Origin of the sequence: Pseudomonas fontis (genome assembly GCF_028656955.1) — a bacterium.
Lineage (GTDB): Bacteria > Pseudomonadota > Gammaproteobacteria > Pseudomonadales > Pseudomonadaceae > Aquipseudomonas > Aquipseudomonas fontis.
This window is the reverse complement of sequence record NZ_JAMDGY010000043.1, coordinates 13,188-35,263: the sequence shown is the minus strand read 5'-3', so window position 1 is coordinate 35,263 and position 22,076 is coordinate 13,188. Positions and strand designations below refer to the sequence as shown.

The window sequence follows — 22,076 nt, the reverse complement described above, 5'->3', positions numbered from 1 at the left end:
GGGTTTTGTCTTTGTGCGCGGAAATTTCCTGTAGTGTTCTCTGACTTTGGTTGTGCTCCCACAAATGGGACGAGCGCACTAGAATAGAGCCCAGCGTTTTAATTCAGAATCCTTCTATGTCCGACCCTGTCGAATCTTCTCCGCTCGTCGATCTACCGCTGGACCAGTTGGTTGCCTGTCACGAGTGCGATCTGCTGATGCGCAAGCCGGTGCTCAAGCATGACGAAAAAGCCGAGTGTCCGCGGTGTGGCTATGAGCTTTATGCGCACCGCCACAATGTGGTCCAGCGCAGCCTGGCTTTGGTCTTGGCGGCGTTGCTGCTCTATGTGCCGGCAAACTTTCTACCGATTATGCAGCTCCACCTGTTGGGGCAGAACGCTGATGACACTGTCTGGACTGGCGTTCTAGGCCTGTACAACAGCGGTATGGCGGGCGTCGCCGTGGTGGTGTTCCTGTGCAGCATGGCCATCCCGTTACTTAAGCTGCTGTGCCAACTCGCCGTGCTGTTGACCATTCGCCTGAACGTTGGGCGCAGCTATGGCCTGCTGCTGTATCGCATTTATCACCACCTGCGTGACTGGGGCATGCTCGAGGTCTACCTGATGGGCGTGCTGGTCGCCATCGTCAAGCTTGTCGACCTTGCCGAGCTCAGCCTTGGCCTTGGCTTGCTCTGTTTTATCAGCCTATTGCTGGTCCAGGTCTGGTTGGAAGTGGTGATGTCCCCCCACCAGATATGGGTAGCCTTGTCGGGAGAAGACGTCCATGCGGGCGATTGATGCAGGAATATTGATCTGCTGCGAATGTCACGAGCTCAATCGCCAGGAGGAGGGCGTCGACGAACAGACCTGCACGCGTTGCGGTGCGTTGGTACACGCCCGTCGCCCGAACAGCCTGGTGCGTACCTGGGCGCTGCTGATTGCTGCCGCCATTCTGTATATCCCGGCCAACGTGCTGCCGATCATGACGGTCAGTGCCTTGGGGCAGGGCAGCCCGGACACCATCATGTCCGGCGTCATCACGCTGATGAAGCACGGCATGTTTCCGATTGCCGCCGTGGTGTTTATCGCCAGTATCCTGGTACCGACCTTCAAGTTGGTCGGCATTGCCCTGTTGCTGTACTCAGTACAGCGTCACCAGCCGTTGTCAGCCAGGCAGCGGATCCTGATGTACCGTTTTATTGAATTCATCGGCCGCTGGTCCATGCTCGATATTTTCGTGATCGCCATTCTTGTGGCCGTAGTGAATTTCGGGCGTATTGCCAGTGTCGAAGCCAATCTGGGCGCCGTCGCCTTCGCCACCGTGGTGATTTTGACGATGCTCGCTGCAGTAACTTTTGATCCCCGACTGATTTGGGATAACACGGAGTCGGATGACGACCATGAGTGATTTGCCTACGGCTAAAACCCGCCCAGCTTCCAATTGGTCGGCTATCTGGATCCTGCCCCTGATCGCCCTGGTCATCGGTGGCTGGCTGGGCTGGCAAGCCTACCGCGATGCGGGCATCAACATCGAAGTGCGCTTCAGCAGTGGTGAGGGGATTGTCGCCAACAAGACCGAGGTGTTCTACAAGGGCATGTCGGTGGGCAAGGTGAAGAGCCTTGTGCTGGATGACAAGGGCAGCAATACCGGGGTGATCGCCACCATCGAGATGAACCAGGCTGCTGAATCCCACCTACGTACCGGCACTCGTTTCTGGCTGGTGAAGCCAAGCGTGTCGCTGGCGGGGATCACCGGCCTTGAGACGCTCGTTTCCGGTAACTACATTGCCGTGAGCCCGGGAGAGGGCGAGCCGACCAAGCGCTTCAAGGCGTTGTCTGAGGCGCCGCCGCTGTCGGACAGTGAGCCAGGGCTGCATCTCACGCTAAAGGCTGACCGCCTCGGCTCGCTGGACCGTGACAGCCCGGTGTTCTACAAGCAGATCCAGGTCGGTCGGGTGAAGAGCTACCGCCTGTCCGAGGATCAAGGCACGGTAGAGATCAAGGTCTTCATTGAGCCTGCCTACGCCTCGCTGGTGCGTAAATACACGCGCTTCTGGAATGCCAGTGGTATCAGCATCGATGCCAACCTGTCCGGGGTGAAAGTGCGCAGCGAGTCCTTGGCCAGTATCGTTGCCGGGGGTATCGCCTTCGCGACGCCGGAGCATCGCAAGGACAGCCCGCCCACCGACCCGAGCCTGCCGTTCCGCCTGTATGAAGACTTTGATGCTGCCCAGGCGGGCATCCGGGTCAAGGTCAAGCTGACGGACTTCGAGGGCTTGCAGGCAGGTCGCACGCCGGTGATGTACAAAGGCATCCAGGTCGGTTCGCTGAAAACCCTGAAGGTCGACTCCGATCTGACCAGTGCCATGGCCGAGCTGACGCTGGACCCATTGGCTGAAGACTACCTGGTGGCAGGCACGCAGTTCTGGGTGGTCAAGCCATCCATCTCGCTGGCCGGTATCACCGGGCTGGAAGCGTTGGTGAAAGGTAACTACATCGCCATTCGTCCGGGTGACAAAGGCGCGACACCGCAGCGTGAGTTTGAAGCACGGGCCAAGGCACCCCCGCTGGACCTGAAGGCTCCGGGCCTGCATCTGGTGCTGTTCAGCGACAACCTGGGTTCGCTGGAGGTCGGTAGCCCGATCCTCTATCGCCAGGTCAAGGTGGGTACGGTGCAGAGTTACCAGTTCTCGAAAAAGCAGAACCGCCTGCTGATCGGCGTGCACATCGAGAAAGAGTACGAAAAGCTGGTGAATGGCTCGACGCGCTTCTGGAATGCCAGCGGGATCACCCTGACGGGTGGGTTGTCGGGTATCCAGATCAAGAGCGAATCGCTGCAGAGCCTGATGGCTGGTGGCATCGCCTTTGATACACCGCGCCCGAATGTGCCGCTTAAGCGGCATATTCCCTGGTTCCGCCTGAATGAGAACCAGGAGGCGGCCAACCTGGCGGGTACCCCGATCACCATCAAGGTCGATCGGGGTGACGGGCTCAAGGCGGGCACGCCCATTCGCCTCAAGGGGCTGGATATCGGCAAGGTCGAGTCTGTCGACTTGAGTGATGACCTGCAGTCGGTATTGCTCAAGGCGCGTATCACGCAGGTGCCGGAGAAGATTGCGCGGGTGGGAACTCAGTTCTGGGTGGTCAAGCCGGCGCTGGGGATCGTCAAGACCGCCAACCTGGAAACCCTGGTGACTGGCCAGTACCTGGAAGTGCAGCCGGCGGTGAAGAATGCCGGGCCACAGAGCAGTTTTGTGGCATTGCCGGACGCACCGCAGGTCAGCGAGCGTGAGGAGGGCCTGTCATTGACGCTCAGCGCGGCGCGCCGTGGCTCGATCAAGCCGGGTGTGCCCGTGACCTACCGTGAGATCGCAGTCGGCAAGGTAACCGGTTATGAATTGGGCCAGACGGCGGACCGGGTACTTATCCACATCCTGATTGAGCCGCGCTATGCGTCGCTGGTGCGAGGCGGTAGCCGCTTCTGGAACAGCAGTGGCTTCGGCTTCGAGCTTGGGCTGTTCAAGGGGGCTACGGTGCGTACCGAGTCGCTGGAAACGCTGATCGAGGGTGGGATTGCCTTTGCGACGCCAGATGGCGAGAAGATGGGCAACCCGGCCAGGCCACAGCAGACCTTCGCCCTGTTCGACAAGGCTGAGGATGAATGGCTGCAGTGGGCGCCGAAGATCCAGATCGGCAAATAAGGGCAGGCTAGGGCCACATTGTGGCCCTTTCGCCGGCAAGGCAGGCTCTCGCAGACCGCTGATACTGTGGGAGGTCAGCCTTCAAAAAGGTACCCCCCAACAAATCGCAGGCAATAAAAAACCGACCCTAGGGTCGGTCTTTTAACAAGCGTGTCGCTTAGGCAGCTTCTTTCAGTGCCTTGATATGGCCATTCAGACGGCCTTTATGGCGAGCAGCTTTGTTCTTGTGGATGATACCTTTATCGGCCATACGGTCGATAACTGGTACAGCCAGGACGTAAGCAGCTTGCGCTTTGTCGGCGTCTTTTGCGTCAATGGCTTTAACTACATTCTTGATGTAGGTGCGGACCATGGAACGCAGGCTGGCGTTGTGGCTGCGACGCTTCTCAGCCTGTTTTGCACGTTTTTTGGCGGAAGGTGAGTTGGCCACCGTCGAGCTCCTCGAAAGACTTGGTAAATAGCAAACAAAATAGGCCGCGAATCATGCCGATGAGTTCATCGGATGTCAAGAGCACTTGAGCGGTTCTGCTGAGTGGTCATTGCTTCCGTCGGGGTGATTCCCTTCTGGCGCACGACCTGTAAACTCGGGAGTTTTTGCTCTGCCTACTTTGCGCGGCGGAGTATCGCATACTTTGGACGCCTTTCGGCCTGTCCTTCATCCATCTGGCATGAAAAACTTTCGATGAACCTCCTAAAATCCCTGGCCGCAGTCAGTTCCATCACCATGGTGTCGCGGGTGCTGGGCTTTGTGCGCGATACCATCCTGGCGCGGATTTTCGGCGCCGGCGTTGCCACAGACGCCTTTTTCATTGCGTTCAAGCTGCCCAACCTGCTGCGACGGATCTTTGCCGAAGGGGCGTTTTCCCAGGCGTTCGTGCCTATCCTGGCCGAATATAAAAATCAGCAAGGTGAGGAAGCGACCCGCACTTTTGTCGCTTATGTCGCCGGCCTGCTGACCCTGGTACTGGCAGTAGTGACCCTGCTTGGCATCCTGGCCGCCCCCTGGGTGGTGTGGGTGACGGCGCCAGGGTTCGTCGACAGCGAAGAAAAATTCCAGCTGACCACCGACCTGCTGCGGATCACTTTCCCTTATATATTACTGATCTCGCTGTCCTCGCTGGCCGGGGCCATCCTCAATACCTGGAATCGTTTCTCGGTGCCGGCGTTCGTGCCGACCCTGCTGAACGTGGCAATGATCTTCTTCGCGCTGTTCCTTACACCCTATTTCAACCCGCCGGTCATGGCGCTGGGTTGGGCGGTACTGGTCGGCGGCCTGCTGCAGTTGCTCTATCAACTGCCGCACCTGAAAAAGATCGGCATGCTGGTACTGCCACGCCTCAATGTGTGCGATACCGGCGTATGGCGGGTGCTCAAGCAGATGCTGCCGGCGATCCTCGGTGTTTCGGTCAGCCAGATCTCGCTGATCATCAACACCATCTTCGCCTCGTTCCTGGTTGCCGGCTCCGTGTCGTGGATGTACTACGCCGACCGCCTGATGGAGCTACCGTCCGGCGTGCTGGGCGTGGCGTTGGGCACGATCCTGCTACCGACCCTGGCCAAGACCTACGCCAACAAGGACCGTCACGAATACTCGCGCATCCTCGATTGGGGCCTGCGCCTGTGCTTCATGCTGGTATTGCCGTGCACCCTGGCCATGGCCATCCTGGCCGAGCCGCTGACAGTCGCACTGTTCCAGTACGGCAAGTTCAGCGCTTTTGATGCGTTGATGACCCAGCGCGCGCTGATCGCCTATTCGGTCGGTTTGCTCGGCATCATCCTGGTCAAGGTGCTTGCCCCGGGCTTCTATGCCCAGCAGAACATCCGCACGCCGGTGAAGATCGCCATCTTCACGCTGATCACCACGCAACTGTTGAACCTGCTGTTCATCGGCCACCTGCAGCACGCCGGCCTGGCCTTGGCGATCAGTGTGGGGGCCTGCCTGAATGCCGGCCTGCTGTACTGGAAGCTGCGCCAACAGCAGTTGTTCGAGCCGCAACCAGGCTGGGGCAAGTTCCTCGGCAAACTGATAGTGGCGGTACTGTTGATGTCGGCCGTGTTGCTGGCCGGGATGCACTTCATGCCGCCCTGGGAGCAGGGGCAGATGCTTGAGCGCTTCCTGCGCCTGGGCCTGTTGATCGTGGCAGGTGTGCTGACCTATTTTGGCAGCCTGTTCATCTTCGGTTTCCGCCCACGGGACTTCGCCCGCAAGGCCCTGCACTGACAGCAAACGCTCGCCAGGCGTCGGTTTTCCGCTTTCGACGTCCTGGCAGCGCTCTGCTGCCTGTCGTCGGCGCCCGGGTGTGGTTATAATCGACCACTTTATGAGCAAGAAGCGCGTTATGCAGCTGGTTCGAGGCCTTCACAACCTTCGCCCCCAGCACCGGGGCTGTGTTGCCACTATCGGCAACTTCGACGGTGTTCACCGTGGACACCAGGCTATCCTGGCGCGTCTGCGTGAGCGTGCGGTAGAGCTGGGTGTACCCAGTTGCGTGGTGATATTCGAGCCGCAGCCGCGCGAATACTTTGCCCCGGAAACCGCCCCTGCCCGCCTGGCCCGCCTGCGCGACAAGGTTGCCCTGCTGGCGGCCGAAGGTGTCGACCGGGTGCTGTGCCTGGCGTTCAACCAGCGCCTGAGCAAGCTTAGTGCCGCCGAGTTCGTCGACACCATCCTGGTCGATGGGCTAGGTGTGCAGCACCTGGAAGTGGGTGATGACTTCCGCTTCGGCTGCGATCGGGTCGGCGACTTCGCCTTCCTCCAGCACGCCGGCCAGCGCCAGGGCTTCACCGTGGAAGCGGCGCAAACCGTCGAGCTGGACGGCCTGCGCGTCAGCAGCACCCAGGTCCGCGAAGCCCTGGCCAAGGCTGACTTCGCCTTGGCCGAGCGCCTGCTGGGCCGCCCGTTCCGGATTCGCGGGCGTGTGCTGCACGGGCAGAAGCTGGCTCGCCAGCTGGGTACCCCGACCGCCAACATACAGCTCAAGCGCCATCGCGTGCCGCTGACCGGGGTTTACCTGGTGAGTGTCGACCTCGATGGCAAGGCTTGGCCGGGCGTCGCCAACATTGGCGTGCGGCCAACCGTTTCAGGTGATGGCAGTGCCCACCTGGAAGTACATCTTCTGGATTTTGCCGGCGATTTATATGGCCGGCGTCTGACGGTGGAATTCCACCACAAGCTGCGAGATGAGCAGCGATTCGCCTCCCTGGAGGCGCTGAAGTCGGCGATCGATGCGGATATCGCCGCCGCACGTGCCCATTGGCACGGTCAACCGCTAACGAAGAGCCTGAAATGACCGACTATAAAGCCACGCTAAACCTTCCGGACACCGCCTTCCCCATGAAGGCCGGCCTGCCACAGCGCGAACCGCAGATTCTGCAGCGCTGGGACAGCATTGGCCTGTACCAGAAGCTGCGCGAAATTGGCAAGGATCGTCCGAAGTTCGTGCTGCACGACGGCCCGCCCTATGCCAACGGCAAGATCCACATCGGTCACGCGCTCAACAAGATTCTCAAGGACATGATCATCCGTTCCAAGACCCTGTCCGGCTTCGACGCGCCGTACGTACCGGGTTGGGACTGCCATGGCCTGCCAATCGAGCACAAGGTTGAAGTGACCCACGGCAAGCACCTGACCGCGGACAAGACCCGCGAGCTGTGCCGTGCCTACGCTGCCGAGCAGATCGAAGGGCAGAAGAAAGAGTTCATCCGCCTGGGTGTGCTGGGTGACTGGGACAACCCGTACAAGACCATGAACTTTGCCAACGAGGCTGGTGAAATCCGTGCCCTGGCCGAGATGGTCAAGCACAACTTCGTGTTCAAGGGCCTCAAGCCTGTGAACTGGTGTTTCGATTGCGGTTCGGCCCTGGCCGAAGCCGAGGTGGAATACGCCGACAAGAAATCCCAGGCCATCGACGTGGCTTTCCCGATTGCCGACGACAGCAAGCTGGCCAGCGCCTTCGGCCTGGCCTCGCTGAGCAAGCCGGCGGCCATCGTGATCTGGACCACTACCCCGTGGACCATCCCGGCCAACCAGGCGCTGAACGTCCACCCGGAGTTCACCTACGCGCTGGTCGACGTCGGCGACAAACTGCTGGTACTGGCTGAAGAGCTGGTCGAGTCGAGCCTGAAGCGCTTCTCGCTGGAAGGTTCGGTGGTGGCTACCGCGCCAGGTTCGGCACTGGAACTGATCAACTTCCGTCACCCGTTCTACGACCGCCTGTCGCCGGTTTACCTGGCCGAGTACGTCGAGCTGGGCGCCGGCACCGGTGTGGTGCACTCCGCACCTGCCTACGGTGAAGATGACTTCGTTACCTGCAAGCGTTACGGCATGGTCAACGATGACATCCTGACCCCGGTGCAGAGCAACGGCGTGTATGTCGAATCGCTGCCGTTCTTTGGTGGCCAGTTCATCTGGAAGGCCAACCCGGCCATCGTCGACAAGCTGACTGAAGTCGGCGCGCTGATGTTCACCGAGACCATCAGCCACAGCTACATGCATTGCTGGCGCCACAAGACCCCGCTGATCTACCGCGCCACCGCACAGTGGTTCGTCGGCATGGACAAGCAGCCAGACACCGGCGACACCCTGCGTCAACGCGCCATCAAGGCCATCGAAGAAACCAAGTTCGTACCGACCTGGGGCCAGGCGCGCCTGCATTCGATGATCGCCAACCGTCCTGACTGGTGCATCTCGCGCCAGCGCAACTGGGGCGTACCGATCCCGTTCTTCCTGCACAAGCAGACCGGCGAGCTGCACCCACGCACCGTCGAGCTGATGGAAGAAGTGGCCAAGCGCGTCGAGCTGGAAGGCATCGAAGCCTGGTTCAAGATGGACGCTGCCGAACTGCTCGGTGACGAGGCCGGCCAGTACGACAAGATCGCCGACACCCTGGACGTCTGGTTCGATTCCGGTACCACCCACTGGCATGTACTGCGTGGCTCGCACAACATCGGCCACGACAGCGGACCGCGTGCCGACCTGTACCTGGAAGGTTCCGACCAGCACCGCGGCTGGTTCCATTCCTCGCTGCTGACCGGTTGCGCCATCGACGGCCACGCGCCGTACCGCGAGCTGCTGACCCACGGCTTCACCGTGGACGAGAGCGGCCGCAAGATGTCCAAGTCGCTGGGTAACACCATCGAGCCGCAGAAGGTCAACGACACCCTGGGCGCCGACATCATGCGTCTGTGGGTTTCGGCCACCGACTACTCCAGCGAAATGGCCGTTTCCGACCAGATCCTGCAGCGCAGTGCCGACGCCTACCGGCGTATTCGCAACACCGCGCGCTTCCTGCTGTCGAACCTCTCCGGTTTCGACCCTGCCCGTGACCTGCTGCCAGCCGAAGACATGCTGGCACTGGACCGCTGGGCGGTGGACCGTGCCTTGCTGCTGCAGCGCGAGCTGGAAGAGCACTACGGCGAATACCGTTTCTGGAACGTCTACTCGAAGATCCACAACTTCTGCGTGCAGGAGCTCGGTGGCTTCTACCTGGACATCATCAAGGACCGCCAGTACACCACCGGCGCCAACAGTGTTGCCCGTCGTTCCTGCCAGACCGCGCTGTTCCATATCAGCGAGGCGCTGGTGCGCTGGATCGCGCCGATCCTGGCGTTCACCGCCGACGAGCTGTGGCAGTACCTGCCAGGCGAGCGCAACGAGTCGGTGATGCTCAACACCTGGTACCAGGGGCTGACCGAGCTGCCGGAAGGCTTCGAGCTGGGTCGCGCCTACTGGGAGCGCGTGATGGCCGCCAAGACTGCGGTCAACAAGGAGCTGGAAAACCAGCGTGCGGCCAAAGCCATCGGTGGCAACCTGCAAGCCGAAGTCACCCTGTTCGCCGACGACGCCCTGAGCGCCGACCTGAACAAGCTGGGCGACGAACTGCGCTTCGTGTTGATCACCTCGGCGGCAACCGTTGCCCCGTTTGCCCAGGCACCGGCCGATGCAGTTGAAACCGAAGTTCCAGGGCTGAAGTTGAAAGTGGTCAAGTCCGGTTACGCCAAGTGCGGCCGTTGCTGGCACTTCCGCGCCGACGTCGGCTCGAACCCGGAACACCCGGAAATCTGCGCTCGTTGCGCCGACAACATCAGTGGCAATGGCGAGGTGCGTCACTATGCCTAACCCTGCGGTGGGGCGCTTCGGGCGCCTCGGCTGGCTGTGGCTGAGCCTGCTGGTACTGGTCCTCGACCAGGCCAGCAAGTTCTATTTCGAAGGCACGTTGAGCCTGTACCAGCAGATCGTGGTCATCCCTGACTACTTCAGCTGGACCCTGGCCTACAACACCGGCGCGGCCTTCAGCTTCCTCGCGGACAGCTCCGGCTGGCAGCGCTGGCTGTTCGCCCTGATCGCCGTGGTGGTCAGCTCCGTGCTGGTGGTCTGGCTCAAGCGCCTGGGGCGCGACGAGACCTGGCTGGCAGTAGCGCTGGCGCTGGTACTCGGCGGCGCGCTGGGCAACCTGTACGACCGTATCGTGCTGGGCCACGTCATCGACTTCATTCTGGTGCACTGGCAGAACCGCTGGTACTTCCCGGCCTTCAACGTGGCCGACAGCGCCATCAGCGTCGGTGCGGTGATGCTGGCGCTGGATATGTTCAAGAGTAAAAAGTCCGGAGAACCCGTCCATGACTGAATCCCGTATTGGCCAGAACACCGAAGTCACCCTGCACTTCGCGTTGCACCTGGAAAACGGCGACACCGTCGACAGCACCTTCGACAAGGCGCCGGCAGTGTTCAAGGTCGGTGATGGCAACCTGTTGCCGGGTTTTGAGGCGGCGTTGTTCGGCTTCAAGGCCGGTGACAAACGCACCGTAACCGTGGTCCCGGAGCATGCCTTCGGCCAGCCGAACCCGCAGAACGTACAGGTCATGCCGCGTTCGCAGTTTCAGGACATGGACTTGTCCGAAGGCCTGCTGGTGATTTTCAACGATGCCGCCAACGCCGAATTGCCAGGTGTAGTGAAAGCGTTCGATGATGCCCAGGTGACGATCGACTTCAACCATCCACTGGCTGGCAAGACCCTGAACTTCGAGGTGGAAATCCTCGAGGTCAAGGCCCTGTGAGCCTGGAGTCTCCCATGCAGATCAAACTCGCCAACCCTCGTGGCTTCTGTGCCGGTGTGGACCGGGCGATTGAAATCGTCAACCGTGCCTTGGAAGTCTTCGGGCCACCGATCTACGTGCGTCATGAAGTGGTGCACAACAAGTTCGTCGTCGAAGACCTGCGCGCGCGCGGGGCGATTTTCGTCGAAGAACTGGATCAGGTACCCAATGACGTCATCGTCATCTTCAGTGCCCACGGCGTTTCCCAGGCTGTGCGCCAGGAAGCGGCGGGGCGCGGCCTGAAAGTGTTCGACGCGACCTGCCCGCTGGTAACCAAGGTGCATATCGAAGTGGCGCGCTACAGCCGCGACGGCAAGGAATGCATCCTGATCGGCCACGCCGGTCACCCGGAAGTCGAAGGCACCATGGGGCAGTACGATGCCAGCAATGGCGGCTCCATCTACCTGGTCGAAGACGAGGAAGATGTCGCCAAGTTGCAGGTGCGCAACCCGGAGCGCCTGGCCTTCGTGACCCAGACCACGTTGTCGATGGACGACACCAGTCGGGTTATCGATGCCCTGCGTTCGCGCTTCCCGAGTATCGGTGGGCCGCGCAAGGACGATATCTGCTACGCCACCCAGAACCGCCAGGACGCGGTCAAGCAATTGGCTGACGAGTGCGATGTGGTGTTGGTTGTGGGTAGCCCGAACAGCTCCAACTCCAACCGCCTGCGTGAGCTGGCCGAACGGATGGCCACCCCGGCCTACCTGATCGACGGTGCTGAAGACTTGCAGCGCAGTTGGTTCGACGGCGTCCAGCGCATCGGTATCACGGCGGGTGCTTCGGCGCCTGAAGTGCTGGTACGCGGGGTTATCCAGCAGCTCCAGGCCTGGGGCGCCACCGGCGCTGAAGAGCTGGATGGGCGTGAAGAGAACGTCACGTTCTCAATGCCCAAGGAACTGCGCGTTCGCTCACTGATCTGAGCCGGCAGCCGCGCACAGCGGCTGCTCTTTCAGTGCCTGACGCAAGCTGACCTTTCCGCTGCGTGACAGCACGACCTGATACACACTCCGGGTGCCGGGGCTTTCGCAGATATGCAGGGTCCCGGCCTGGAATGCCCCACCGGCCTGCAAGGCAACCCCCAGCCCACTGAAACGCACCTGCTGTGCAACCGGCTGATTGCCGACAATGCGCACCCGACCAGACAGCGTGACTTCCCGTAGCAAATCGGCGCCGTCCTCCTCCAGGGCAATCTGCCAACCTTTCTGCCACAGCCCCTCCCGTGGGCTTACTCTAACCACCTGATTGCGCAGCAAGGCTTCACTGCGCGCGGTGCGCAATGCCTGCGCCAGCAGTTCGGCGGCCACCTGTTGTTGTAGGTCCATGTTCATTCTGGTGTAGGTCGGCATGGCGAGCTTTGTCAGCAGCATCAGCAGCCCGACCGCCGCCGCCAGTTGAATGAGTGTTACGCCCTGTTGCCTCATCGTGCATCCCTCGCTGTAAGTGCTTACCTGTAGATTCGGGGCAGGCCTGGTGGCTGTCCAGTCAGCCGGGTATGAGATGCCCCGGGGAAATTTCGCAGGAGGCGAACATGGCCAGGAAGGCACAGCAAGGCGTGACATTGATCGAGGTATTGGCAGCGCTGGTGGTGCTGGCGCTGGGCTTGTTCAGCGCTGCGGCGTTGCAGTGGCAGGCGTTGCACGCCACCGACAGCGCACTGCGCGCGACCCAGGCGGTTTACGCGGCGCAGGAAGCGTACGAACGCGCGCGCTTGAACGGTGTTGCACCGTGAGGCGGCTACGCGGTTTTGGCCTTGTGGAAGCGTTGCTGGCGCTGAGCCTCGGGGTGATCGTGATCATGGCGGGCAGCCGATTGTTCATCACCGCCGTCAAGACCTGGCAGACCCAGGTAGCCGCCACGCGCTTGCAGGAGGACGCACGCTTGGCCTTGATGCGCCTGAGCCGGGATATCCGCATGAGTGGGATGTTCGGCTGCCTGCGCACGGAGGCCATCACCTTTGCCGACGTGGCGACAGCCGAGGCGTTCGCCCGGCCTGTGGTCGTCAATCGAGACCCTGCTGGCAACTTGCGCAGCCTGGCGCTGCTGGTGAGCGAAGCGGGCGCCCTGAGCGGGGCCCCCAACTGGACGCTGCTGACCGATTGCCTGACTTACGCCGAAGTGAAGGCTGGGGAGCATGCAGCCGGGGCAGGGCAGTTCGCCTTGCCGATCCGTCAGCAGGTGTACCGGGTGGAGGATGGCCAGTTACTGCTCAGCAGTGCCGGCAGCAGCGCGGTACTGATTGAGCAGGTGGCGCGGTTGGAGGTGGAGGTTAGTCCAGATGTCGGCGATCCAGCCTTGATACAGGGTATTCATCTGCTGCTGACACTGCGTGATACGCAATCGAACGTGCGCGAGCAGACCTACCGATTGAGCACCGCCCTGCGCAACAGGTTGTCCTGATGCGCCGCCGGGAGCGAGGCGTGGTGTTGCTGGTCTGCCTGACGCTGGTGCTCCTGCTGGGGCTGCTTGGCTTGTCGGCCATGAGCAGCGCTGCCACGCAGGCGCGCATGGCGGGCAATCAGTCGGCCGCTCTGGGCGCCTTCGAGCGGGCGGAGGCCTTGTTGCGGGTGGGAGAGGGGGCAACGCTGCCTGTCGCGCGCTGCAGCTATTGCCTGCCACCACCGGAGGCAGGCCGAGTCCGCGCAGCGGGTATTCACCCGGGTGAGGGCGGCTCCGGGTTGCCTTGGACGGGTGATGACAGCGGCTTCTACCTGATCCAGCAGTTGGGTGAGAGCAGCCGCGCAGTCGGCATGCCTGATGGCGCTCCGGTCACGCTCTATCGCATAACCGTGATCGGCCGGCAGGGCCCGGCCCGCGCGGTACTGGAAAGCATCTTTGCCCGTCCGCTGGTGCAGGGCGCAACGCCTGAGCGACGCATCGCCTGGCGCCAGATTCATTAGGAGAACCGCATGGACGCTAGACCAAAGGGTATGTCCCTCATCGAATTGTTGATTGTCGTGGCGGTGGTCGGCATGCTGGCAAGCATAGCCTACCCCAGCTACAGCGATCAGGTCCGAAAGGCCGCGCGCACGGAAATCGCCGGGTTGTTGTTCGAAAGCGCGCACCATCTGGAACGCCACTACGCCCAGGCCGGCCACTATGCCGACCGCGAGGGCGTGGTAACGCCATTGTCGCCCGGTACACGTCATTACCGCCTGCAGGCTGCCCGCGAAGCCGAGCGCTTTACCCTGACGGCCACGCGCCGTGCCGGCAGCATGATGGCGGCCGACCCGTGCGGCGACTTCGAACTCGACCAGCGCGGTGTGCGTGGCAACCCCCATGCCGTGGAAGACCGCGACCTGAGGTGCTGGGGCAGTTGAACGTTTTCATGGCGTCGGGCTGGCGCTGCGGTTTATTTCGGATACTGGATCTACAGATGACCAAGCAAGTAGTGATTGTCGGTGGTGGAGTGATCGGCCTGCTGACAGCGTTCAACCTGGCGGCCGATGTCGAGCAGGTGGTGGTGTGCGACAAGGGTGAGGTGGGCCAGGAGTCTTCCTGGGCTGGAGGCGGGATCGTTTCGCCGCTCTACCCGTGGCGCTACAGCCCGGCCGTGACGGCGCTGGCGCACTGGTCGCAGGATTTCTATCCACAGCTGGGCGAGCGTTTGTTTGCCAGCACCGGGGTTGATCCCGAGGTGCACGTCACCGGCTTGTACTGGCTGGATCTGGACGATGAAGCCGAGGCGCTGGCCTGGGCTGAGCGCGAAGGGCGGCCGCTGCGTGCAGTGCCGATCGAGCAGGCGTACGCGGCGGTACCGGTGCTGGGCGAAGGTTTCAGCCGGGCGATTCATATGGAGGGTGTCGCCAACGTGCGTAACCCGCGCCTGGTGAAATCGCTCAAGGCGGCCTTGTTGGCGTTGCCCAATGTCACGCTCAGGGAACACTGCGAAATTACCGGGTTCAGCCGCACGGGTGAGCGCATTACCGGGGTCCAGACCCCTGAAGGGGTGATCGAGGCCGATCAGGTGGTGCTCACGGCCGGTGCCTGGAGTGGCGACCTGTTGCGCCTGCTGGGGCTGTCGTTGCCGGTGGAGCCGGTGAAAGGCCAGATGATCCTGTTCAAATGTGCCGATGATTTTCTGCCGAGCATGGTGTTGGCCAAGGGGCGCTATGCGATCCCGCGCCGGGATGGGCACATCCTGATTGGCAGCACACTGGAGCATGCCGGTTACGACAAGACGCCAACCGATGTGGCGCTGGAGAGCCTGAAGGCTTCGGCGGTCGAGCTGTTGCCGGCCTTGGCGGATGCTACGCCGGTCGGGCATTGGGCGGGATTGCGGCCGGGCTCGCCGGAGGGTATTCCGTATATCGGACAGGTGCCGGGTTGGGCCGGGTTGTGGCTGAACTGCGGGCATTACCGCAATGGGCTGGTGCTGGCGCCGGCGTCGTGCCAGTTGTTTGCCGATCTGCTCGCGGGGCGTGCGCCGATCATTGATCCGGCGCCTTATGCACCTGCGGGCCGGTTGGTGTAAGCACTCAGGGAGGCCTTGTGGGAGCCGGCGTTGCCGGCGATTGGCTGCATCGCAGCCATAGTTCCAGCCAGCGATACTGGCCTCATCGCCGGCAAGGCCGGCTCCCACAATGGTCCTAACAGCTACCGTTTGTCGGATGGGCCCTGTTGCAGGTGCGCCGAGCTGCAATACCACTCATTGCCCCGATGCAGCGCCCGGTCATTGGGCAGATGAACGCCGCAATGGGCGCAACGGACCATTTTCAGCGGGTCATCGAGGGTATTGGTGGGGGCGGCATTACTGGCCTTGAACTTGCGCCATAGCCAGAAGGCAGCGGCAATCAGGGCGATCCAGAAAAGTAGGCGAACCATGGCGTCCAGCTTTGTCAGTGAAGTGCCGCCAGTTTAGGGCAGGCGCTGACGGCGGCCAATAAAAAAGGGAGGCCGAAGCCTCCCTTTTTTATTTACCCAGGGTGTTCAGTCGAACACACCGAAGGTCATGTAGCTGAACCAGGAGCGGTCGTCATTGTTGCCGGCAGCTTCATGGTTTTCTTCTTCGATCACGTCGCCATCAGCGTTTTTCGGCAGCAAATCTTCAGGGATCGCGTCTTTGGCGTCCTGGTACTGCTTGATCACGTCCTGGTTGGCGCGGGTTTCACCCGGTGGCAGCGGCGTTGCGGTGTCGATCAGGCCCAGGGTGGCCTTCGAAAGCCACGAACGGCTGTCTGCTTCGTCCTGTTGCGGCACGAACTGACCGTCCACCAGGCTTGGGTGGTTCGGGTAGTTCAGCTTCAGGGTTTCCAGGCTGGTAGCCGCCAGGTCGTCCAGGTGCAGGCGCATGTACGACTCGGTCATCACCGCCAGGCCGTCACCGACCGATGGGGTTTCCTGGAAGTTTTCCACTACGTAACGACCACGGTTGGCAGCGGCTACATAGGCCTGACGGGTCAGGTAGTAGTCGGCCACGTGGATCTCGTAGGAAGCCAGCAGGTTGCGCAGGTAGATCATGCGCTGCTTGGCGTCCGGCGAATAGCGGCTGTTCGGGTAGCGGCTGGTCAGCTGGGCGAACTCGTTGTACGAGTCGCGGGCAGCGCCCGGGTCACGCTTGGTCATGTCCAACGGCAGGAAGCGCGCGAGCAGGCCACGGTCCTGGTCGAAAGAGGTCAGACCCTTGAGGTAGTAGGCGTAGTCGACGTTAGGATGCTGCGGGTGCAGGCGAATGAAACGCTCCGCAGCCGACTTAGCAGCTTCTGGCTCGGCGTTCTTGTAGTTCGCGAAGATCAGCTCCAGCTGCGCCTGGTCGGCATAGCGGCCGAACGGGTAACGCGATTCCAACGCCTTGAGTTTGGCGGTGGCGCTGGTGTAGCTGTGGTTGTCCAGGTCGGCCTGCGCCTGCTGGTACAGCTCGGCTTCGCTCAGGTTTTCGTCGACGACTTCCTTCGAAGAACAAGCAGCAGTGAGTCCGAGGATGGCGATCAGCAGCAGGTGTTTCACTTGCATGGCGGCTTGCGTCCCTATGACGGCCGCTGTCTTGGGCGAGGCCGTCCTGTTATGATGAACGCCCCGTGGAACCCTCGGGGCAAAAGACGCCGTATTTAACCACAAGCGTGCAGCCGAAACCAAAGGCTGTGCCTCCGCCTGATTCGAGCATGTCCGAGAATATTGAACTTCGCGCAGAGGTACCGTCCGATTTGGGCGGGCAACGCCTCGACCAAGTCGCCGCCCAATTGTTTGCCGAGCATTCGCGCTCGCGCCTGTCCGCCTGGATCAAAGAGGGCCGTCTGACCGTTGATGGCGCTGTTTTGCGTCCTCGCGATATCGTTCACGGTGGCTCGCTGCTGGCGCTGGACGCCGAGCAGGAAGCCCAGGGCGAGTGGATCGCCCAGGACATCGAGCTGGATATCGTCTACGAAGACGACCACATCCTGGTGATCAACAAGCCTGCGGGCCTGGTGGTTCACCCGGCTGCCGGCCACGCCGATGGCACCCTGCTCAATGCCTTGCTGCACCATGTGCCAGACATCATCAACGTGCCGCGTGCCGGTATCGTGCACCGTCTGGACAAGGACACCACCGGTCTGATGGTGGTCGCCAAGACCATCCAGGCCCAGACGCGTCTGGTCGAGCAACTGCAGAACCGCAGCGTCAGCCGTATCTACGAGTGCATCGTGATTGGCGTGGTGACCGCCGGGGGCAAGATCAACGCCCCGATCGGTCGCCATGGCGGTCAACGCCAGCGCATGGCCGTGACCGAAGGCGGCAAGCCGGCTGTCAGTCACTACCGCGTACTGGACCGTTTCCGTTCGCATACCCATGTACGGGTGAAGCTGGAAACCGGTCGTACTCACCAGATCCGCGTACACATGGCTCACGTCAACTTCCCGTTGGTCGGCGATCCGGTCTACGGTGGCCGCTTCCGTATTCCGCCGGCTGCCAGCGTGACCATGGTCGATGCCCTCAAGACCTTCCCGCGTCAGGCCCTGCATGCACGCTTCCTGGAGCTGGATCACCCGATCACCGGTGAGCGCATGGGCTGGGAATCGTCACTGCCGGACGACTTCGTCTGGTTGCTGTCGCTGCTCAAGCAGGATCGCGAGGCGTTTGTCGGGTGACCGGCCTGACGCATGACCTGCTGATCCCGAACTGGCCTGCGCCAGCCGGGGTACGGGCGTGCGTCACCACGCGACAGGGCGGCGTGAGCGTAGCGCCCTACGAATCCTTCAATCTCGGTGACCATGTTGGCGATGACCCGGCAGCAGTGGCCGAGAACCGTCGACGCCTGGGCGCCGAGTTCGCCATCCAGCCGGCCTGGCTCAAGCAGGTGCATGGCCTGGTGGTGGCAGACGCCAACCCGGCGATTATCGCCGAGGCAGACGCCAGCTGGACCGCCACCCCCGGTATCGCCTGCACCGTGATGACCGCCGATTGCCTGCCCGCGTTGTTCTGCGACCGCGCCGGCACCCGTGTCGCGGCGGCGCATGCTGGCTGGCGCGGGCTGGTCGGCGGGGTGCTGGAAGCCACGCTGGATACGCTCGGTGTGGCACCCGCAGACGTACTGGTCTGGCTTGGCCCCGCCATCGGCCCCAAGGCCTTTGAAGTAGGTGGTGAAGTTCGCGACGCGTTCATGACCGTTCATCCGGAAAGTGCTTCGGCCTTTGTGCCTGGCAATCAGCCCGGCAAGTTCATGGCCGACATCTACCAGTTGGCGCGCATTCGCCTGGCCGCCCGTGGCGTTACCGCTGTTTATGGCGGTGGCGAGTGCACCGTCACAGACCCGCGCTTCTATTCCTACCGTCGCAACCCGAACTCGGGGCGCTTCGCCTCGCTGGTCTGGCTCGCACCTCGCTGACCTGGATCAAGCCCGCTACGCTTGAATCTTCGAGAATCACCCTTATCTATGTGGGTATCTCTGGCAGGCTTCTCTTCATCAGGTGTGTCCATCGCTCCGGCCTGCCCATAAAGGAAGGTAACTTATGCGAATAGACCGTTTGACCAGCAAATTACAGCTGGCGTTATCCGACTCCCAATCCCTGGCCGTTGGCATGGATCATCCCGCCATCGAGCCTGCTCATCTGCTGCAAGCCCTGATCGATCAGCAGGGCGGTTCGATCCGTCCGTTGCTGATGCAGGTCGGCTTCGACATCAACAGCCTGCGTAAAGGCTTGAGCAAAGAGCTCGACCAACTGCCGAAAATCCAAAACCCGACCGGCGACGTGAACATGTCGCAGGACCTGGCGCGCCTGCTCAACCAGGCAGACCGGCTGGCGCAACAGAAGGGCGACCAGTTCATTTCCAGCGAGCTGGTGCTGCTCGCCGCCATGGACGAGAACAGCAAGCTGGGCAAGTTGCTGCTCAGCCAGGGCGTGAGCAAGAAAGCCCTGGAGAACGCGATCAGCAACCTGCGCGGTGGTGAGGCGGTCAATGACCCGAACGCCGAAGAGTCGCGCCAGGCCCTGGATAAGTACACCGTCGACCTGACCAAGCGTGCTGAAGAAGGCAAGCTGGACCCGGTGATCGGCCGTGACGACGAGATCCGCCGTACCATTCAGGTGCTGCAGCGTCGTACCAAGAACAACCCGGTACTGATCGGTGAGCCTGGCGTGGGTAAAACCGCCATCGCCGAGGGCCTGGCACAGCGCATCATCAATGGCGAAGTGCCGGACGGCCTGAAAGGCAAGCGCCTGCTTTCTCTGGATATGGGTGCGTTGATCGCTGGTGCCAAGTTCCGTGGCGAGTTTGAAGAGCGTCTGAAAAGCCTGCTCAATGAGCTGTCGAAACAGGAAGGCCAGATCATCCTGTTCATCGACGAGCTGCACACCATGGTCGGCGCCGGTAAAGGCGAAGGCTCCATGGATGCCGGCAACATGCTCAAGCCGGCCCTGGCCCGTGGTGAATTGCACTGCGTTGGCGCTACCACGCTGAACGAGTACCGCCAGTACATCGAGAAGGACGCCGCCCTTGAGCGTCGCTTCCAGAAGGTATTGGTGGAAGAGCCTAGCGAAGAAGACACCATTGCCATTCTTCGTGGCCTGAAAGAGCGCTATGAAGTGCACCACAAGGTGGCGATCACCGACGGTGCAATCATTGCCGCGGCCAAGCTCAGCCACCGCTACATCACTGACCGTCAGTTGCCGGACAAGGCCATCGACCTGATCGACGAAGCGGCCAGCCGCATTCGTATGGAGATCGACTCCAAGCCGGAAGTGCTCGACCGCCTGGAACGTCGCCTGATTCAACTGAAGGTTGAGTCCCAGGCACTTAAGAAAGAAGAAGACGAGGCGGCGATCAAGCGTCTCGAGAAACTGCGTGAAGAAATTGCTCGGCTGGAGCGTGAGTACGCCGATCTGGAAGAAGTCTGGACCTCGGAAAAAGCCGAAGTGCAGGGTTCTGCGCAGATCCAGCAAAAGATCGAGCAATCCAAGCAGGAGCTGGAGACTGCCCGCCGGCGTGGCGACCTGAGCCGCATGGCCGAGCTGCAGTACGGGGTGATCCCGGACCTGGAGCGCAGCCTGCAGATGGTTGATCAGCACGGCAAGGCCGAGAACCAGTTGCTGCGCAACAAGGTAACGGAAGAAGAGATCGCCGAGGTCGTGTCCAAGTGGACAGGTATCCCGGTGTCGAAAATGCTCGAAGGCGAGCGCGAGAAGCTGCTGAAGATGGAAAGCCTGCTGCATGAGCGGGTGATCGGTCAGAACGAGGCCGTGGTGGCTGTGTCCAACGCGGTACGGCGTTCGCGGGCCGGCTTGTCCGACCCGAACCGGCCGAGTGGCTCGTTCCTGTTCCTGGGCCCAACCGGTGTCGGTAAGACCGAGTTGTGCAAGGCGCTGGCCGAGTTCCTGTTCGACACCGAAGAGGCGATGGTGCGTATCGACATGTCCGAGTTCATGGAGAAACATTCCGTGGCGCGGCTGATCGGGGCACCACCAGGCTATGTAGGTTATGAAGAAGGCGGTTACCTGACCGAGGCTGTACGTCGCAAGCCGTACTCGGTGGTGCTGCTCGACGAGGTGGAGAAAGCCCATCCGGATGTGTTCAACGTGTTGCTGCAGGTGCTGGAAGATGGCCGTCTGACCGACAGCCATGGCCGCACAGTAGATTTTCGCAACACGGTGATCGTGATGACCTCCAACCTGGGCTCTGCACAGATCCAGGACCTGGTCGGTGATCGTGAGGCGCAGCGGGCAGCCGTAATGGATGCAGTCGGCGCGCACTTCCGTCCGGAGTTCGTCAACCGGATCGACGAAGTGGTGGTGTTCGAGCCGCTGGGCCGCGAGCAGATCGCCGGCATCACGCAGATCCAGTTGGGCCGCCTGCGCAGCCGTCTGGCCGAGCGCGACCTGAGCCTGGAGCTGAGTGCGGAGGCCTTGGACAAGCTGGTCGCTGTGGGTTACGACCCGGTCTATGGTGCACGGCCGCTGAAACGGGCCATCCAGCGCTGGATCGAGAACCCGTTGGCACAGATGATCCTGTCCGGTCAGTTCCTGCCAGGCAGCGCAATTACTGCCACGGCGCAGGGCGACGAAATCGTCTTTGCCTGATTTTTCAGGGTGTAACGTTAAGGCCTCGATTTTCGAGGCCTTTTTTCTTTGCATTTTTTCTCGAGTGCTTGTAAAGTGCGCCCCGCTGTATGTCACCCCGCAGATCTCCGGCAGAATTGGGAATCTGAAAAAAAGTTGCAAATCAGTATGTTGAATGCAAATTAAGGGTTGACAGGGGTTTTGAAAGTTGTAGAATAGCGCGCCTCAGAGACATGAACGCAGCGATGCACAAGGTCGAAGAGTTCGAAGCGGTAGTGATACAGTTTTCGAAATTTTCAGTAGCTGTAATTGAAATTGATAGTTCCGTGATAGCTCAGTCGGTAGAGCAAATGACTGTTAATCATTGGGTCCCAGGTTCGAGTCCTGGTCACGGAGCCAAATTTCAAGCCGGGGTATAGCGCAGTCCGGTAGCGCGCCTGCTTTGGGAGCAGGATGTCAGGAGTTCGAATCCCCTTACCCCGACCATCTTTGGGTCGTTAGCTCAGTTGGTAGAGCAGTTGGCTTTTAACCAATTGGTCGTAGGTTCGAATCCTACACGACCCACCATTTTTGAATCTGGTTCGCTGGGTTTGAATCTTAAAAGATCAGTTCGCCATTAGCGGCTGGTCATTAAAAAAGGCGCCTTAGTTGGTGCCTTTTTTTTACCGGGGTATAGCGCAGTCCGGTAGCGCGCCTGCTTTGGGAGCAGGATGTCAGGAGTTCGAATCCCCTTACCCCGACCATATTCAGAAAGAGGGCGCCTTTAGAGGCGCCCTTTTTCGTTTCCGGCTTTTTACCTTCCCGCATTGCATTCTGCCGATAACGCACTAGCG

At 61.2% G+C, this 22,076-nt stretch carries 21 protein-coding genes and 4 tRNA genes; 21 read left to right on the top strand and 4 right to left on the bottom strand.

Going from position 1 to position 22,076, the window contains the following annotated elements; genetic code table 11:
* Positions 1 to 116: 116 nt before the first annotated feature.
* Genes M5G11_RS15350 through M5G11_RS15340 form a run of 3 tightly spaced genes read left to right on the top strand, consistent with a single transcriptional unit; the run spans position 117 to position 3,679 of the window.
* Positions 117 to 776, top strand: a complete 660-nt coding sequence (locus M5G11_RS15350) for a paraquat-inducible protein A (protein ID WP_273910678.1) — start codon at positions 117 to 119, stop codon at positions 774 to 776.
* Positions 763 to 1,386 (top strand): paraquat-inducible protein A, encoded by a 624-nt coding sequence (locus M5G11_RS15345; protein WP_273910679.1) that lies wholly within the window; start codon positions 763 to 765, stop codon positions 1,384 to 1,386. Before M5G11_RS15350 ends, M5G11_RS15345 begins: the two co-directional genes overlap by 14 nt.
* Positions 1,379 to 3,679 (top strand): PqiB family protein, encoded by a 2,301-nt coding sequence (locus tag M5G11_RS15340; RefSeq protein WP_273910680.1) that lies wholly within the window; start codon positions 1,379 to 1,381, stop codon positions 3,677 to 3,679. The genes M5G11_RS15345 and M5G11_RS15340 overlap by 8 nt, the downstream gene beginning before the upstream one ends.
* Positions 3,680 to 3,836: 157 nt before the next feature.
* Here the strand turns inward: M5G11_RS15340 and rpsT are convergent, their stop codons facing one another.
* Positions 3,837 to 4,109 carry a 30S ribosomal protein S20 gene (gene rpsT, locus M5G11_RS15335; RefSeq protein ID WP_273910681.1) on the bottom strand — a complete coding sequence of 91 codons (273 nt, stop codon included), beginning with the start codon at positions 4,107 to 4,109 and terminating at the stop codon, positions 3,837 to 3,839.
* Between the two features lie 252 nt (positions 4,110 to 4,361).
* On the opposite strand from rpsT, the gene murJ reads away from it, so the two are divergent.
* The 6 genes from murJ (at position 4,362) to ispH (ending at position 11,697) form a co-directional block, all read left to right on the top strand.
* Positions 4,362 to 5,900, top strand: coding sequence for a murein biosynthesis integral membrane protein MurJ (gene murJ, locus M5G11_RS15330; RefSeq protein ID WP_273910682.1), 1,539 nt, complete (start codon positions 4,362 to 4,364; stop codon positions 5,898 to 5,900).
* A 118-nt stretch (positions 5,901 to 6,018) separates the two neighbouring features.
* Positions 6,019 to 6,969, top strand: coding sequence for a bifunctional riboflavin kinase/FAD synthetase (gene ribF, locus M5G11_RS15325; protein WP_273910684.1), 951 nt, complete (start codon positions 6,019 to 6,021; stop codon positions 6,967 to 6,969).
* Positions 6,966 to 9,797, top strand: coding sequence for an isoleucine--tRNA ligase (gene ileS, locus M5G11_RS15320; protein ID WP_273910685.1), 2,832 nt, complete (start codon positions 6,966 to 6,968; stop codon positions 9,795 to 9,797). The genes ribF and ileS overlap by 4 nt, the downstream gene beginning before the upstream one ends.
* On the top strand, positions 9,790 to 10,305 hold the full coding sequence (lspA, locus tag M5G11_RS15315) for a signal peptidase II (protein WP_273910686.1): 516 nt from the start codon (positions 9,790 to 9,792) through the stop codon (positions 10,303 to 10,305). The genes ileS and lspA overlap by 8 nt, the downstream gene beginning before the upstream one ends.
* Positions 10,298 to 10,735, top strand: a complete 438-nt coding sequence (gene fkpB / locus M5G11_RS15310; protein WP_273910687.1) for an FKBP-type peptidyl-prolyl cis-trans isomerase — start codon at positions 10,298 to 10,300, stop codon at positions 10,733 to 10,735. Before lspA ends, fkpB begins: the two co-directional genes overlap by 8 nt.
* A gap of 14 nt (positions 10,736 to 10,749) precedes the next feature.
* Entirely contained in the window at positions 10,750 to 11,697 is a 948-nt protein-coding gene (ispH, locus tag M5G11_RS15305) for a 4-hydroxy-3-methylbut-2-enyl diphosphate reductase (protein WP_273910688.1), read from the top strand.
* On the opposite strand, the gene M5G11_RS15300 is transcribed toward ispH, so the two are convergent.
* The gene (locus M5G11_RS15300) at positions 11,686 to 12,198 is read right to left on the bottom strand and encodes a GspH/FimT family pseudopilin (RefSeq protein ID WP_273910689.1); all 513 of its coding nucleotides are present in this window, start codon (positions 12,196 to 12,198) and stop codon (positions 11,686 to 11,688) included. The two genes, ispH and M5G11_RS15300, sit on opposite strands and share 12 nt — an antisense overlap.
* A gap of 107 nt (positions 12,199 to 12,305) precedes the next feature.
* On the opposite strand from M5G11_RS15300, the gene M5G11_RS15295 reads away from it, so the two are divergent.
* The 5 genes from M5G11_RS15295 to thiO are packed head-to-tail and all read left to right on the top strand — an operon-like array spanning position 12,306 to position 15,248.
* A complete protein-coding gene (locus tag M5G11_RS15295) occupies positions 12,306 to 12,506 on the top strand; it encodes a type IV pilus modification PilV family protein (protein WP_273910690.1) in 201 nt (66 codons plus the stop codon).
* Positions 12,503 to 13,174: a PilW family protein gene (locus tag M5G11_RS15290; RefSeq protein ID WP_273910691.1), complete on the top strand. Its 672-nt coding sequence runs from the start codon at positions 12,503 to 12,505 to the stop codon at positions 13,172 to 13,174. The genes M5G11_RS15295 and M5G11_RS15290 overlap by 4 nt, the downstream gene beginning before the upstream one ends.
* The gene (locus tag M5G11_RS15285; protein WP_273910692.1) at positions 13,174 to 13,674 is read left to right on the top strand and encodes a hypothetical protein; all 501 of its coding nucleotides are present in this window, start codon (positions 13,174 to 13,176) and stop codon (positions 13,672 to 13,674) included. The genes M5G11_RS15290 and M5G11_RS15285 overlap by 1 nt, the downstream gene beginning before the upstream one ends.
* A gap of 30 nt (positions 13,675 to 13,704) precedes the next feature.
* A complete protein-coding gene (locus M5G11_RS15280; RefSeq protein ID WP_273910693.1) occupies positions 13,705 to 14,094 on the top strand; it encodes a type IV pilin protein in 390 nt (129 codons plus the stop codon).
* Between the two features lie 56 nt (positions 14,095 to 14,150).
* Complete coding sequence (gene thiO / locus M5G11_RS15275; RefSeq protein ID WP_273910694.1) at positions 14,151 to 15,248, top strand: glycine oxidase ThiO; 1,098 nt, start codon at positions 14,151 to 14,153, stop codon at positions 15,246 to 15,248.
* A 122-nt stretch (positions 15,249 to 15,370) separates the two neighbouring features.
* On the opposite strand, the gene M5G11_RS15270 is transcribed toward thiO, so the two are convergent.
* Both M5G11_RS15270 and M5G11_RS15265 read right to left on the bottom strand, forming a co-directional pair.
* On the bottom strand, positions 15,371 to 15,598 hold the full coding sequence (locus M5G11_RS15270; protein WP_273910695.1) for a PP0621 family protein: 228 nt from the start codon (positions 15,596 to 15,598) through the stop codon (positions 15,371 to 15,373).
* Positions 15,599 to 15,703: 105 nt separating this feature from the next.
* Positions 15,704 to 16,726 (bottom strand): outer membrane protein assembly factor BamD, encoded by a 1,023-nt coding sequence (locus M5G11_RS15265; RefSeq protein ID WP_273910696.1) that lies wholly within the window; start codon positions 16,724 to 16,726, stop codon positions 15,704 to 15,706.
* Between the two features lie 149 nt (positions 16,727 to 16,875).
* On the opposite strand from M5G11_RS15265, the gene rluD reads away from it, so the two are divergent.
* From rluD to M5G11_RS15230, 7 genes are all read left to right on the top strand, one after another.
* The gene (gene rluD, locus M5G11_RS15260; RefSeq protein ID WP_273910697.1) at positions 16,876 to 17,838 is read left to right on the top strand and encodes a 23S rRNA pseudouridine(1911/1915/1917) synthase RluD; all 963 of its coding nucleotides are present in this window, start codon (positions 16,876 to 16,878) and stop codon (positions 17,836 to 17,838) included.
* A complete protein-coding gene (gene pgeF / locus M5G11_RS15255) occupies positions 17,835 to 18,575 on the top strand; it encodes a peptidoglycan editing factor PgeF (protein WP_273910698.1) in 741 nt (246 codons plus the stop codon). Before rluD ends, pgeF begins: the two co-directional genes overlap by 4 nt.
* Before the next feature lie 124 nt (positions 18,576 to 18,699).
* Positions 18,700 to 21,264 carry an ATP-dependent chaperone ClpB gene (clpB, locus tag M5G11_RS15250; RefSeq protein ID WP_273910699.1) on the top strand — a complete coding sequence of 855 codons (2,565 nt, stop codon included), beginning with the start codon at positions 18,700 to 18,702 and terminating at the stop codon, positions 21,262 to 21,264.
* Positions 21,265 to 21,566: 302 nt separating this feature from the next.
* Positions 21,567 to 21,642, top strand: a tRNA-Asn gene (locus M5G11_RS15245).
* Positions 21,643 to 21,652: 10 nt separating this feature from the next.
* Positions 21,653 to 21,729, top strand: a tRNA-Pro gene (locus M5G11_RS15240).
* A 5-nt stretch (positions 21,730 to 21,734) separates the two neighbouring features.
* A tRNA-Lys gene (locus tag M5G11_RS15235) sits at positions 21,735 to 21,810 on the top strand.
* A gap of 99 nt (positions 21,811 to 21,909) precedes the next feature.
* Positions 21,910 to 21,986, top strand: a tRNA-Pro gene (locus tag M5G11_RS15230).
* The last annotated feature ends 90 nt before the right edge of the window (positions 21,987 to 22,076 follow it).